At 44.0% G+C, this 12,742-nt stretch carries 13 protein-coding genes; 8 read left to right on the top strand and 5 right to left on the bottom strand.

Translation table 11 applies throughout. The features are described 5' to 3' along the window. Positions 1 to 86: 86 nt before the first annotated feature. From HFE01_RS04850 to HFE01_RS04840, 3 genes are all read left to right on the top strand, one after another. Positions 87 to 2,114: a beta-galactosidase gene (locus tag HFE01_RS04850; protein ID WP_107734263.1), complete on the top strand. Its 2,028-nt coding sequence runs from the start codon at positions 87 to 89 to the stop codon at positions 2,112 to 2,114. A 67-nt stretch (positions 2,115 to 2,181) separates the two neighbouring features. Beyond that, positions 2,182 to 3,408: an MFS transporter gene (locus HFE01_RS04845; protein WP_016819257.1), complete on the top strand. Its 1,227-nt coding sequence runs from the start codon at positions 2,182 to 2,184 to the stop codon at positions 3,406 to 3,408. Between the two features lie 209 nt (positions 3,409 to 3,617). Next, the gene (locus tag HFE01_RS04840) at positions 3,618 to 4,244 is read left to right on the top strand and encodes a BclA C-terminal domain-containing protein (RefSeq protein ID WP_107734264.1); all 627 of its coding nucleotides are present in this window, start codon (positions 3,618 to 3,620) and stop codon (positions 4,242 to 4,244) included. A 74-nt stretch (positions 4,245 to 4,318) separates the two neighbouring features. Here HFE01_RS04840 and HFE01_RS04835 read toward each other — a convergent pair whose 3' ends face one another. Beyond that, positions 4,319 to 5,149 carry a DegV family protein gene (locus tag HFE01_RS04835; protein WP_016819255.1) on the bottom strand — a complete coding sequence of 277 codons (831 nt, stop codon included), beginning with the start codon at positions 5,147 to 5,149 and terminating at the stop codon, positions 4,319 to 4,321. A 327-nt stretch (positions 5,150 to 5,476) separates the two neighbouring features. Between HFE01_RS04835 and HFE01_RS04830 the strand changes: the two genes are divergently transcribed. Then, entirely contained in the window at positions 5,477 to 5,998 is a 522-nt protein-coding gene (locus HFE01_RS04830) for a hypothetical protein (RefSeq protein ID WP_016819254.1), read from the top strand. 88 nt (positions 5,999 to 6,086) lie between these two features. On the opposite strand, the gene HFE01_RS04825 is transcribed toward HFE01_RS04830, so the two are convergent. The 3 genes from HFE01_RS04825 to HFE01_RS04815 form a co-directional block, all read right to left on the bottom strand. After that, positions 6,087 to 6,668 carry an NAD(P)H-dependent oxidoreductase gene (locus HFE01_RS04825; RefSeq protein ID WP_016819253.1) on the bottom strand — a complete coding sequence of 194 codons (582 nt, stop codon included), beginning with the start codon at positions 6,666 to 6,668 and terminating at the stop codon, positions 6,087 to 6,089. A 72-nt stretch (positions 6,669 to 6,740) separates the two neighbouring features. Beyond that, the gene (locus HFE01_RS04820; RefSeq protein WP_016819252.1) at positions 6,741 to 7,163 is read right to left on the bottom strand and encodes a MarR family winged helix-turn-helix transcriptional regulator; all 423 of its coding nucleotides are present in this window, start codon (positions 7,161 to 7,163) and stop codon (positions 6,741 to 6,743) included. 191 nt (positions 7,164 to 7,354) lie between these two features. Then, a complete protein-coding gene (locus HFE01_RS04815; protein ID WP_016819251.1) occupies positions 7,355 to 8,506 on the bottom strand; it encodes an iron-containing alcohol dehydrogenase in 1,152 nt (383 codons plus the stop codon). Between the two features lie 246 nt (positions 8,507 to 8,752). On the opposite strand from HFE01_RS04815, the gene HFE01_RS04810 reads away from it, so the two are divergent. The 4 genes from HFE01_RS04810 (at position 8,753) to HFE01_RS04795 (ending at position 11,947) form a co-directional block, all read left to right on the top strand. Then, entirely contained in the window at positions 8,753 to 9,787 is a 1,035-nt protein-coding gene (locus HFE01_RS04810; RefSeq protein WP_045243871.1) for a stalk domain-containing protein, read from the top strand. 265 nt (positions 9,788 to 10,052) lie between these two features. After that, positions 10,053 to 10,577: a GNAT family N-acetyltransferase gene (locus HFE01_RS04805; RefSeq protein ID WP_031463300.1), complete on the top strand. Its 525-nt coding sequence runs from the start codon at positions 10,053 to 10,055 to the stop codon at positions 10,575 to 10,577. A 33-nt stretch (positions 10,578 to 10,610) separates the two neighbouring features. Beyond that, positions 10,611 to 10,982 carry an iron chaperone gene (locus HFE01_RS04800; protein WP_045243872.1) on the top strand — a complete coding sequence of 124 codons (372 nt, stop codon included), beginning with the start codon at positions 10,611 to 10,613 and terminating at the stop codon, positions 10,980 to 10,982. Positions 10,983 to 11,269: 287 nt separating this feature from the next. Next, complete coding sequence (locus tag HFE01_RS04795; protein ID WP_016819245.1) at positions 11,270 to 11,947, top strand: tetratricopeptide repeat protein; 678 nt, start codon at positions 11,270 to 11,272, stop codon at positions 11,945 to 11,947. 109 nt (positions 11,948 to 12,056) lie between these two features. On the opposite strand, the gene HFE01_RS04790 is transcribed toward HFE01_RS04795, so the two are convergent. Further along, the gene (locus tag HFE01_RS04790; RefSeq protein WP_045243873.1) at positions 12,057 to 12,695 is read right to left on the bottom strand and encodes a GDSL-type esterase/lipase family protein; all 639 of its coding nucleotides are present in this window, start codon (positions 12,693 to 12,695) and stop codon (positions 12,057 to 12,059) included. Between the last annotated feature and the right edge of the window lie 47 nt (positions 12,696 to 12,742).

The raw sequence follows: 12,742 nt of genomic DNA, 5'->3' as shown, positions 1-12,742 counted from the left end.
GTTATATACATGTTCATTTTATTATATTTAAAAGCATTAATTTGTATTATAAGATAGGATTATTCTTATATACAGAGGTGATTGGCATGATAAGCAGCAAACTTCCTAAAGTATTTTACGGTGGGGATTACAATCCTGAGCAATGGGATGAGGCCACGCATCAGGAGGATTTACGGATGTTCAGGCAGGCCGGTATTGATATCGCCACACTCAACGTTTTCTCATGGGCTAAAATTCAGTCTGATGAAATCACATATCATTTTGAGTGGCTAGATCAGCTAATTGATAATCTTTATGAAAGCGATATCTTCGTTTGTCTAGCTACTAGTACGGCAGCGCACCCTGCTTGGATGGCTACCCGTTATCCCGACATTCTTCGGGTCGATGCTGACGGGCGTAAGCGAAAATTCGGTGGACGCCATAACTCTTGTCCGAACAGTCCAACCTATCGGAAATACGCCGAGCAGATGGCTGACCGACTTGCAGAGCGTTACAAAGATCATCCCGCGATCCTCGTGTGGCATGTTTCTAATGAGTATGGCGGGGATTGCTATTGTGAAAATTGTGCCGCAGCGTTCCGAGTGTGGCTCAAACAAAAATACGGATCACTGGAAGAGCTAAACCGGGTGTGGAATACTTCCTTCTGGGGTCACACCTTCTATGATTGGGATGAAATTGTACCTCCAAATAATCTAAGCGAACATTGGGGAGAAAATCACTCCACATTCCAGGGTATATCCCTCGATTATGCGCGCTTTAATTCAGACAGTATTCTGGATTGCTACCTGCTGGAATATAACGCGATTAAAAAACATATTCCCGATGCCGTGGTAACAACCAATCTGATGGGCTTTTTTAAGCAACTGGATTATTTTAAATGGGCTAAGCACATGGATATAGTATCTTGGGACAGCTATCCCGGTGCTAATACCCCGATAAGCTATACGGCGATGGCGCATGATCTGATGCGCGGCTTGAAGGATGGGCAGCCCTTTATGCTGATGGAGCAAACACCGAGCCAGCAGAATTGGCAGGCGTATAATTCACTTAAACGGCCTGGTGTTATGCGTTTATGGAGTTATCAGGCTGTAGCACATGGCGCGGATACGGTCATGTTTTTCCAGCTTCGCCGCTCGATCGGTGCTTGTGAGAAATTCCACGGGGCTGTAATTGAGCATGCCGGGCATGAGAACACACGTGTATTTCGCGAGGTGGCACAGCTTGGCAGCGAGCTTGGTGCTTTAGGCAACACGCTGCTTGACGCAACTGTTCATGCCAAAGTAGCTATTTTGTTTGATTGGGATAATTGGTGGGCTTTGGAAAAATCAAGCGGCCCTTCTGTCGCCTTGAAATACCTAGATCAGGTGCATAAGTATTATGCTACCTTCTTCCGGCGCAACGTACAGGTAGACATGATTTCTGTGGATACAGATTTCCAAAAATATGATCTCATTATCGCGCCTGTACTCTACATGGTCAAGCCGGGTACTGCTGAGAAGCTGGAACAATTCACAGAGCGTGGTGGCACATTCCTAACGACCTTTTTCAGCGGCATTGTAAATGAAAACGATCTGGTCACAATCGGAGGATATCCTGGTAAGCTGCGTAATCTGCTCGGGATCTGGGTGGAGGAAATTGATGCGCTTCTGCCTGAATCACACAATCGCATTATATTGAAAGAAAAAGTGGGCGTATTAGAAGGTGAATATAAATGTGGGTTGCTCTGCGACTTGCTGCATAGCGAAGGAGCCGAGGTGCTGGCGGAATACGGCGATGATTTCTATCAGGGCATGCCCGTGCTGACACGCAATCGTTTTGGTGAAGGTGAGGCGTGGTACGTCGCTTCCGACCCTGAGGAACCTTTCCTTGATGGTCTGCTGGGCTACATTTGTGAGCAAAAAGGGATTTCATCCCTGCTGCGTGCTCCTGCGGGCATAGAAGCCACTATGCGGTCCAAAGATGGAAAGTCTTATCTATTTGTTCTGAACCATAATGCCCAGACACAGCAATATCATCTGGATGACCAAAAAGGAAAAGAGCTAATCAGTGGGAAATTCCTGGAAGGAGATATTTCTATTGAAGGCTATGGCTTTCAAGTACTGGAGCTATCCTAATGATTCAAATCTGACTTATACCATTCACTTTACTGCATGAAGGTAATTAGTACCAAAGGAGTTAATCATGAAACGACTGCTATGGATCGGCAGCTTGTCTTATTTTTTAATTGGTCTAGCCCATGTGGTTGTAGGCTCCCTACTGCCCGTATTGCTAGAGCATTACGGTAGAAACTATACAGATGGCGGAAGCCTGATATTCGCTCAATTTTCCGGCTTTCTGGCTGGAGTCCTACTGTCACCGTGGCTTGCCCGGACTTTTGGCAAACGCCGAAGCCTGATATTTGCCCTCCTCCTGCTATGTGCGGCTGAAGTGCTATATTCACTACTGCCGCCTTGGGGCTGGCTATATGCCGTCGGGGCAGTAGCCGGATTTGGCTTCGGCATGGTAGAAGCAGTCATAGGTACTATTGTTATTGGGGGTATTACCCAAGGAACGGGCGCGGCTATGAGCCGTCTGGAAGTCTTTTTCGGGATCGGCGCCTTAGCAATGCCGGCTATCGCCAGCCAATTCATTGCTCTAGGTTGGTGGCGACTGGCATTCCCCATCATCTCCTTGTTTGCAGCCGTAGCCACTATAGCCTGGCTGCGCGGGTCCTTTGGCACAATGGACGCTCTATTGGACGAACAAGAACACCGAGGTGACTACCATAAGCGTGCCACTAATTCACTGGAGTCACCTACCGTAAAGGCTTCTAAAAGCAGCCCTATAGGCAATTGGAGGCTCCTTGCATTATTTATCGTTTTTTTCTTTATCTACGTAGGAACAGAGATGAGTCTGGCCAATTTCCTGCCCTCCATGTTCATCGAGCGACTCGGTCTCACACAAGCCGAAGCAGCACTCAGCGTCACCTGCTTTTGGTTGGCAATGGCCTTTGGACGGTTGTTCACAGGCTACATTGCCGATCGATACGGCTACGGTGTCTTTGTCGCTCTGAGCTCACTGGCAGCGACTCTGCTGCTGTGTGTGTTCCCGTTGATCCAAGGCACTGCTGGTGCCTTTGTCCTTATCGTACTGCTGGGACTCGGCATGTCAGGCATCTTTTCCATCGCTCTTGTTTTTGCCAGCAAAATGATGCCAGGTACAGAAGAATCGACGACCAGCCTGCTTATCGGTGCAGGTGGAGTCGGAGGGGCCCTGCTGCCCCTATGGCTTGGAAACAGTATGGATCGTGGAGGGGCAGTTGCTTCAGCTTGGTTACTGGCAGTATTTGCTTGTATCCTGTGCCTGCTTGGCGGTATCCTGTACGCCCTATATGTGCGAAAAAAGCGGCTTCAAACCGCTTCATCATGATATAAGCTACTACTGGCACCCCAAAAGTATCCTTAGTTGACAACCAAGGATACTTTTGGAGGTGCTTTTTACATACTAGACGAATGTACCTTGTACAGAAGCCTGTTTTTAGTCAAAATAGATCGTTTCCTATGAAACACAGGACAGATATCTATGCCTCCTCTAGATGAATGGAGTACTATACAACAAACCATATGGAGGTGTTTGTATTGGGTCGTCCTAAAATGAACCAAAAAAAAGGCCGTAAAAAAGATGTTTTCGTTCGTGCCTGGTTTGATAAGCTAGAAAAAAAGTTTGAGGAAATGCCCCCCAAAAAAAGAAGCCGCTCGAAACGGAAATCGTTTGGTAAAGACATCATTGTCAAAAAGCAGGTTGTACGTGTGAACATTAATCATGATGCTGAAGGGGATTCCAGAACCACAGGTGATATAGCGCAGTTCGGTTACATTTATAATGTGAGGCCCCAACTCGTTTCGATTGAAGGGGAGGTCATTTTCGATACGAACGGCATACTTACACCTGGGATTGCTCACCTTCCAGGGACTACACAAATTGCTGTAGCCGATGCAGGAAAGTATGAAGTCCGCTTTTCGGTGTCGGGTGTAGAACCTAACCAATTCGCCATCTTTATTAATGGCGTACTGGCTGAGGGAACCGTGTACGGCTCAGAAGCGGGAACACAACAGAACACCGGGCAAGCCATCCTCGCCCTGGCATGCGGTGATGTCCTTACTCTGCGTAACCATAGCTCTACTGCTGCTGTTGCCCTGCAAACACAGGCCGGAGGAACTCAAGCCAGCATAAACGCCTCTGTTCTCATTAGAAAATTGGGATAGGCTTAGACTCATGCAAAGCCCCAATATACTAAAAAGGGTTTATCCATCGCACGAGGATAAACCCTGAATACTTTTTAAAAGGCGATAATGATCCCTTTGTCATTGGCATACATTGAACTAATTCCCCTGGTGGGCACAATATGAATATCTTTAAATTGATAGCGGTTCTTCAAGGTATTCATTAACTTTTGCGCCAGTCCGGGATTATTGCAATGAGTAATAACGATGCTTTCTCCTTCGGTACTTCGACCACTTTTTTCAATGGTATCTGCCAACTTTTCAATGATTTGATTTTGACCACGGGCTTGAGTAAATAATGCGATGTTCCCGTCACCGTCTGAACCTAAAATAGGCCTGATATGCAAGAATGAGAGTATCTTTCCAGTAATTTTATTCATTCGTCCGTTCTTGACCAAATTATCCAAATTCTCTAAAACAAAATAGGTTTTCATCTTGCTGATAAAGCTCTCCAGGGAAGAGATAATTTCGCTTTTATGATATCCTTCGTCGATCAGCTTGCGTAGTTTTAAAGCTAACAAGAGTTGCCCAGCCGATGCGCTTTTCGAATCGAATACATGAACATCCGCTCCCTCTTCTTCCGCCATATCCTTTGCTACCAACGCACTGGAATACGAGCTGGACAGGTTGCTGGATAATGTAATGGCAAAAGAAGTATGCGCGCCTTGAAAGGCTTCCTTATACAGCATAGGTGATGGTGATGCGGAACCAATCTTGGTTGTACAGGCTTTCATTTCTTCCATAAACTGAGGCAAGTCCAATGTGTCATCATCTATGAAGCATTTTTCACCCAATGTCATGTTTAATGGAATCGTAGTTACTTGCATCTCTTCTTTAAGCTCTGTCGTTAAGTCGCAGCAACTATCTGCTATGATTTTATATCTCACCCAGTACACCCTCACATTATGTTATTTTTCCCGTAATTCTTGTTCTGAATACATGCAGATGATCACTAAGTAAGGAAAATTAATTTCATTATCTCGACGTTAAACTAAATATGGATACTATGTACTATAAAGAATTGCCAACGATAATAACAATGAAATATTTGTGAATTATTATACTTTCCCCCTACACCTTCAGAGGTCTCTTAGCCCAAAACAAAAAAATTCTTTAATCTCATTCATCGACTCGTTACAATTAAATAGTATACTCCAATATTTGCGATAAAATAAACCATGCTAATCTCTGTGATAGTAAGGAGTCTTCAAACTATGCTTAAGCTAATCTCCAAAAAAAGCTTCATTATATGTATTGTTATCCTGATCGCTTTAACGGCATATTTCACAAAAGATCTATGGACGGAGATGTCGGTAAAATCAACGGATCTATCGGAATTGACAATAAACCATATTCCACTAAGCAAGAATATTGCGGAGATTGATTTGACTGCTTATAGAAAGAATCCGGATTTTAACGATAAACACACGAAAGATGCCGATCACAGATATTTTGAAAATTTCTTGATTGTCTATAGCTCTAGTGGAGAGATTATGAAACTGCAAACCTTGTCCGAGAGTGAATTTTCCAGTATCGATGGTCACAAGCTTCAGAAACTTGATGATGTAAAAAATAAATTGGGTAACCATTTCGTGGATCAAAGCTACGACTCCGCCCAAAGCCTAAACGCCTTAGTATATTATGACAAAACAAATCATACAAAGGCTAGTTTTGTATATCCCCATAATAACAAGCAGGATCAGATCGTTGTCTGGACTATATTAGAAAAGTATTAGCACTTATAAGAAAAGGCCAACCCTCAAATGCTGGTTGACCTTGTCGTTTAAAGAATGTCCTACGCTTCTGAACGAATATGAACTAACTTTACAGCACTGTTTTAACCGTGTCTTGTACTTGTTTCAGCAATCCTTTATAACCGTCTTCATCAAGGTAGCCGATACTTCCAAGCAGCAAGTGGCCGACCGATTCAATTCCAACGAAATCAAAAATTCCTGTATCTGATGTGAGCTTCAATCCTGTGGTCATACCGATTTCATCGTAGATCGCGTTGGGAGTACCATGTGTATTCACGATAAACCCTTTTTTACCTGTAAGCAGCTTATTAATCCCTTCTGTACCAGCCGTATAGGCAAAGCCGTATGCAAATACACGATCAACATAACCTTTCAAGATCGCAGGAAGTCCTGTCCACCAAATGGGCGAAATAAACGTAATCGTATCGGACTGCGTGATATACTCCTGCTCTAATTTGATATCAGCCGGTGTTTGTCCAGCTCTCATCGCAGCAGTATCCTCAGGTTTTAATACCGGTTGAAAATTAAGAGCGTATAGATCGCGTACAACGACTTCGTCACCTTTTTCCTTCAAGGTGGTTACAACCGTTTCCAGTATCGCGTGATTAAAGCTTTCAGCGTTAGAGTGAGCATAGATGATAAGATGTTTCATTTTCATGACCTCCAGATGTTTTATTGTTATTTTGGCATTTGTATAGATATCTATACATTTGTTTAAAAAAATTTAAAACCTGTTTTTTACATGCTCCAGCAGATATTCCAGTTGTTTTTGTTCCTCGTCTTTGAGACCCCCATAGATGGTTTCTTTTAATTTATAGGAGATCGTCTCAAATATAGGCTCCAGCTCTTTTCCCTTTTCGGTAAGATAGATCAGAGTAAGCCGGCTATCCTCCCTTTCTTTTTTCCTCTCCACATACCCCAATTTTACTAGCTTGTCGATCAAAACAGTGACTGTGGGCTGCTGACGAGCAATTTTTTGCGTCAATTCCTTAATCGAAAGTCCATCCGTTTGATACAGAAACATCAGTATTCCACCATGGGTAGGTACAATTCCTTCAACTCCATAGGATTCGAGCTCAGATACAATTAATTTATTGATCGAGTCCCTAATGGTTCCTACAAGTGCAGCTGCATTATTTTTTAACATACAAGCATTATTGCATAGACATCTATACAAATCAAGTATTCAGTCAGTCTGATCGGATTTTCACGTATGAAATGCTTCAAAGAATAAGATTTAAGTCTGTTATAATAAGAATGCAAAGGGCCGTCCCTGGTGTTCTTAATCAGTTCCTGGGACAGCCCTTAAAGTATATAACAAAATAATAGCAGTATGATTTATAGAATTTTCTTAAACATTTCGATAACTTGTTCTTTGCTAGGTATGAACGGATTGCCCGGAGCACAAGCATCCTTCATGGAGTTTTCGGCAAGCAAATCTAAATCCACCTCATTTACACCTAGTTCAGAAAGTTTGGCAGGAATCCCTACTTCCTTCGACAGGTCTTTGATTCTTTGAATTACATAGTCCGCGCATTCTTTATCCGTTTTCCCCTTATCTTCAAAACCGATTACCTTAGCGATGGCACGAAACTTCTCTGGTACATGCTTGGCATTCTCCTCCTCCACAATCGGCAGCAGCATGGCATTGCAAACCCCATGAGGCAAATCGTATACGCCGCCTAGCTGATGGGCCATAGCATGGACGTAACCCAACCCGGCATTATTAAATGCAAGTCCTCCCAAGAAAATAGCGTAAACCATTTGTTCACGTGCTTCTATATCATGACCGTCGCTCACTGTACGGGCCAAGTTGTTAAAAATAAGTTCTACTGCTGCCAACGCGGTCGCATTTGTAACAGGATAAGAACCCGGAGTAACCAAAGCTTCAATGGCATGAGTCAAAGCATCTAGTCCTGTAGCTGCCGTTAATGCGGCGGGTTTGTCTACCATCAGTTCAGGGTCGTTGACTGAAATCGTAGCTACGCTATTCTTGTCAACCATAACCATTTTGACTTTGCGCTCTTCGTCCGTAATGACATAATTGATTGTAATTTCTGCGGATGTTCCTGCCGTTGTATTAATGGCGACAATGGGCAGCGATTTATGCTTGGATTGATGAACGCCCTCATACTCCGTTATATGTCCCCCATTGGTAGCAATAATGCCAATTCCCTTGGCCGTATCCTGTGGGGATCCTCCACCAATAGAAATTAAAAAGTCGCAGCCGTTGTCCTGTAGAAATTGAACGCCATCATGTACGTTTTTACAGGTTGGATTGGGCTTGACCTCATCGTATACTACATAGTTCAAGCCAATATCATTCAGCAAGGATGTGACCTTGCCTGCAATTCCACTCTTCATCAGAAACTTATCGGTCACGACCAGTGCTTTGTTTAAATGTAGTTCTTTTATATAGGGTCCAACTTCATGCAAACAGCCTTTTCCCATCAGATTGATAGATGGTACAAAAAATACATGTGCGCTCATAAAAATCTGCCTCCTAAGGATTCACTTTTGATCCCTCGCTAAATACAGAACTACTCTAAAGTGAAACATTTCACATTTGTAATTCTATCTTTATTTAATTTTGATGTCAACATAAAAACACAGATATGACTTTGTTTTATTTTTGTTTATTTTGGTTTTTGAATTAATCCAATAATTGGTACACAACTAATCGGAGGCAGTCTCGTACAACTTAGATGAACAACTTAACAACGAGGTGATGACAGCATGACAATCAACAAGAAAGTAGGGCTGGCTCTGCTGGCCGTATCACTGCTGCAAGCAACCCCGTCTTACGCCAAGTCGGCGCCGCTAACTCCAGTAACAACCGTTTATGTGGATGACCGCCCGCTTGAGCTTACTGCCCAACCGCTACTGCTAGACGGGACAACGCTCGTCCCTATGCGTCAGTTGTTTGAGGCGCAAGGAGCTGTGCTTTCCTGGAACGGAGCCAGCAAAACCGTAACAGCAACCAAAAACGACACGACGCTGACCTATCGTATTGGAGAAGTTGCTGCCACCCTCAACGACAAAACGCTGTCCCTGAACGTTCCCGGACAGATTGTTAAGGGCAACACAATGATTCCACTGCGTTTTGTGAGCGAAGCACTCGGGAGCACAGTGAAATGGGACGCTCTAACCCGAACGATCCGAATTGCCTCTAAAGAAGACTTTTTCACAACGATTCTTTCTGGAGTCAACTTGCGCAGCAAACCAGATTCATCAGAAGCTTCTCCTTCCCTGCGGCTTATTCCAACCGGTGAAAAGGTTCATGTCATCCGCGAGGTTAATGCTCTCTGGCTGGAAGTACGCACTAAAAACAACCTGACCGGATACATATCGGCTAAACCAAAATACAGTGATTACACCAGCACTTCTCTAGCAGAACGGCAGGGTGATGAACTGATCGCCTACGGGCAAAAATTCCTTGGTACCCCTTATAAATTCGGCGCAGCAACCGGACAGACAGCGACCTTTGATTGTTCCTCATTTGTAGGGGAAGTGTTCCGACATACGCTCTCTATCGACCTCCCCCGTGTCTCTTACGATCAGGCAAAAGAAGGCCGGGAGGTGGGGCTGAACGAACTGCGCAAAGGTGACCTGCTGTTCTTCAGTGCGCGTGGGCTGGAGATCGGCCATGTGGCGATCTATGCAGGGAACAACAAATTGCTGCATACTTTCTCCAAAGAGCGCGGCGTTCATTTTGATACGTTTGACGATAAATGGAAGAAACGTTTCGTAACAGCCCGTAGACTGTTTTAAGACGGACTGGATAGCCAATAACAGTAGCTAATCCAGTACCACATTCAATTTTTTCTGTTTGCCTTTTGCCGGACGCCTCCCTTGCGGTTTGCGTTCAGGCGGCAAAAGGATTGATTCGTTCCCCTTATTCAACACGTAATTCGATCCTCTTCTTTAACACTTTCTCTCAAAATCTTGAATATTCCATCAGATCTGCTTAAATAGGTTTAATAGCTTGTGCAGAAAACACGAATATGTATGCTAATGATGGACAGGAGGAATCGTTATGCAATTTGAAACAGATCGGCTCATCATTCGTGATATTTGCAGATCCGATTGGGGAAGTATACATACCTACACGTCATTGCCCCAAGTTACTAGGCACACAGCATGGGGACCCAATACAGAAGAAGATACAAAGGCATATATAGAACAAGTTCTAGTCTCACAGCAGGAAAAGCCACGACAAGACTACGAACTAGCTATATGTCTGAAAAACACTGGAATTCTGATCGGCGGTGTTGGTATTCATGTCAAAGATACTAATGCAGAAGTGGGTTATATTTTAAACCCAGATTATCAAGGAAAGGGTTATGCAACAGAAGCGGCACGAGCCCTGCTAGGATTTGGATTTAGTACACTTGATGTCCATCGTATTTATGCAACATGTCGTCCAGAAAATAAAGCTTCTGAGAAGGTTATGCAACAGATCGGAATGCAACGTGAAGGTATAATGCGAGAACACTGGTACTACAAAGGCGAGTTTCATGATTCATATTTGTACTCTATTCTTGTTGAGGAATTCCTCTGAACGATACAATTTTGATTTTAGGAGGGAACTTACATGGAAGCTTTTGCAGAATATTTAGCGCATATTGATAACCCGCAACATCAAGCCCGAACGGAAGAGGTTTTAGCTTGGGTAATCAAGAAGTTTCCAAATTTAATGCCAAAAATTGCGTGGAAACAGCCTATGTTTACCGATCACGGCACATTTATTATTGGCTTTAGCATAGCCAAACATCATTTGGCTGTTGCCCCTGAAAGGGCAGGGATTAATCATTTTTCTGATTTAATTGTGCAGGCTGGCTATAATCACACCAAGCAGTTGATACGTATCCAGTGGGATAGTCCAGTTGATTTCTCATTACTTGAGAAAATAGTCGAGTTTAATATTTTGGATAAGGCCGACTGTTCAACCTTTTGGCGGGAATAAAAAAATAGGATGGACCAATGCAACTAACTCATCTGCATATTCCCAAGTTGTCTTCAGTCACTCAATGTAATACTGATATTTCTCATGCTCCTCCATACAAGGAGGAGTCTTTGTACATACGACATTTTCACAAGCATCAATCTAAACGATGTATACTCTTCCATTCCCCCACCCACATAGAAAGCTATCATTCTTCGAAATCTCATCATGCTAATGCCCCTGAAAGCGCCCCTATGCTATAATGTGGAAAGTATGGATAGCTACATATACAGGAGGATTGGAGCAGAATGATTGGGAAATTTTTGATTTTCTCTCTACTGTGGAGTTTGCTCGGTAACCCGTTTTTGGCAATGCTCGTACTCTTAATCTTGATCTATATATTGGATCGCAGCTTTGTCGGTGTATTGCCCAGCATCAGCAAACCGTGGAAAAGAAGACGCAATGCAGCACGATTGCGTCAACAGATTGCGTTAAACACCAACGATGTGGCTGCCAAGTTTGATTTGGCTCGAATTTGGATCGAAAGCAAGAAATACTCGCAGGCTTTGGAGCTACTATTGGAAATTCAATCCCGATATGAAGATTCAGCAGACTATTGGAACGCGCGGGGTACGGCTGAGGTACACACAACCCATCTGGAGGATGGAGAACAGCATTTACTCAAGGCCCTGGACATTAACCCGCGAGTGCAATACGGTGAGCCCTATTTGCATTTAGCCGCTGCTTTCAAGGAACGTGACGTAAATAAGTCACTACACTATCTACAGCAATTTCAGGAGATCCAGTCTTCTTCTAGTGAGGGCTATTATCTGACAGGCCTAATGTACCGTATGCTGGGACGCAAGGATGAAGCCAGCGCTGCATTTAACCAATCCATTGCTGTCTATCGTTCTCTGCCCAAATACCGCAAACGAAGTGAGCGCAAGTGGGCTGCTCGTAGCTTATTCCGTAAATTAATCGGCTAAACCGCACACTGAAACGCAAAAAAAAGAGGCTTATGATGGTCAGTTCCTACTGGCATCATGAACCTCTTTCTTTCATATACTTTGTCCGATCCGAAGCATCCGCTCACACTCATCGTAACGGCGCATAACCAAGTCGATTCAGTTCTTCCGCAATCACGCGATAACCACGGCTGTTCGGATGTATCCGGTCCAGCGAAAGCAATGCCCGTTCATTGCCTTCGAACGCGGGATAAATGTTCGCTACCCGGTAATTGGGTCCACCCAATGTATAGAGAAACGAGTTGAATTGGCGTACATATACTCCCGCCTCTCTTATCCCTGGAAAAGGATTATATAATCCCACCATTCGGATGATAAATGGCTCACGCTGACCGGACTTTATTTGATACAGGGCATGTACAATTTGGCGTACATGTTCTTTGGTATGATTCAGTGCTTGTGGAATGGAAGAACCTGAAGAGCCTGGGCCTCCAGCAAGTGTACTGATATATGGACGTAGATCATTGCCGCCGATCGTCACCGTTATGAGTTCAGCCCGATTGATTGCTGACCGAAAAAGCGGATTGTTGCGAACCATAGACAGCAGCTCCTGCGATGTCAGTCCGTTGATTCCCAGATTCTCGTAACTGACTGGTGTACGGAGATATCTTTCTGCCATTTGCCGATAGACAGGTACAAAGCCGCCACCTAGCAACGTCCCTGCACCTGTCGTTAAAGAATCTCCAATCGCTGTGTAGTGATACGCCAATGAACCCCACCTCCCTCCGACATAACATATATTATGTAGAAAAAAAG

It is taken from the genome of Paenibacillus sp. EKM10P (assembly GCF_011800655.1).
Classification (GTDB): Bacteria; Bacillota; Bacilli; order Paenibacillales; family Paenibacillaceae; genus Paenibacillus; species Paenibacillus polymyxa.
This window is presented reverse-complemented; position numbering and strand designations above follow the sequence as displayed.

Excerpts from the sequence above, each read along its gene's own strand:
- HFE01_RS04805 (WP_031463300.1), top strand. The coding sequence starts at position 10,053 with ATGCAATTTGAAACAGATCGGCTCATCATTCGTGATATTTGCAGATCC.
- HFE01_RS04830 (WP_016819254.1), top strand. The coding sequence starts at position 5,477 with ATGCTTAAGCTAATCTCCAAAAAAAGCTTCATTATATGTATTGTTATC.
- HFE01_RS04850 (WP_107734263.1), top strand. The coding sequence starts at position 87 with ATGATAAGCAGCAAACTTCCTAAAGTATTTTACGGTGGGGATTACAAT.
- HFE01_RS04820 (WP_016819252.1), bottom strand. The coding sequence starts at position 7,163 with ATGTTAAAAAATAATGCAGCTGCACTTGTAGGAACCATTAGGGACTCG.
- HFE01_RS04795 (WP_016819245.1), top strand. The coding sequence starts at position 11,270 with ATGATTGGGAAATTTTTGATTTTCTCTCTACTGTGGAGTTTGCTCGGT.
- HFE01_RS04810 (WP_045243871.1), top strand. The coding sequence starts at position 8,753 with ATGACAATCAACAAGAAAGTAGGGCTGGCTCTGCTGGCCGTATCACTG.
- HFE01_RS04825 (WP_016819253.1), bottom strand. The coding sequence starts at position 6,668 with ATGAAACATCTTATCATCTATGCTCACTCTAACGCTGAAAGCTTTAAT.
- HFE01_RS04845 (WP_016819257.1), top strand. The coding sequence starts at position 2,182 with ATGAAACGACTGCTATGGATCGGCAGCTTGTCTTATTTTTTAATTGGT.
- HFE01_RS04800 (WP_045243872.1), top strand. The coding sequence starts at position 10,611 with ATGGAAGCTTTTGCAGAATATTTAGCGCATATTGATAACCCGCAACAT.
- HFE01_RS04815 (WP_016819251.1), bottom strand. The coding sequence starts at position 8,506 with ATGAGCGCACATGTATTTTTTGTACCATCTATCAATCTGATGGGAAAA.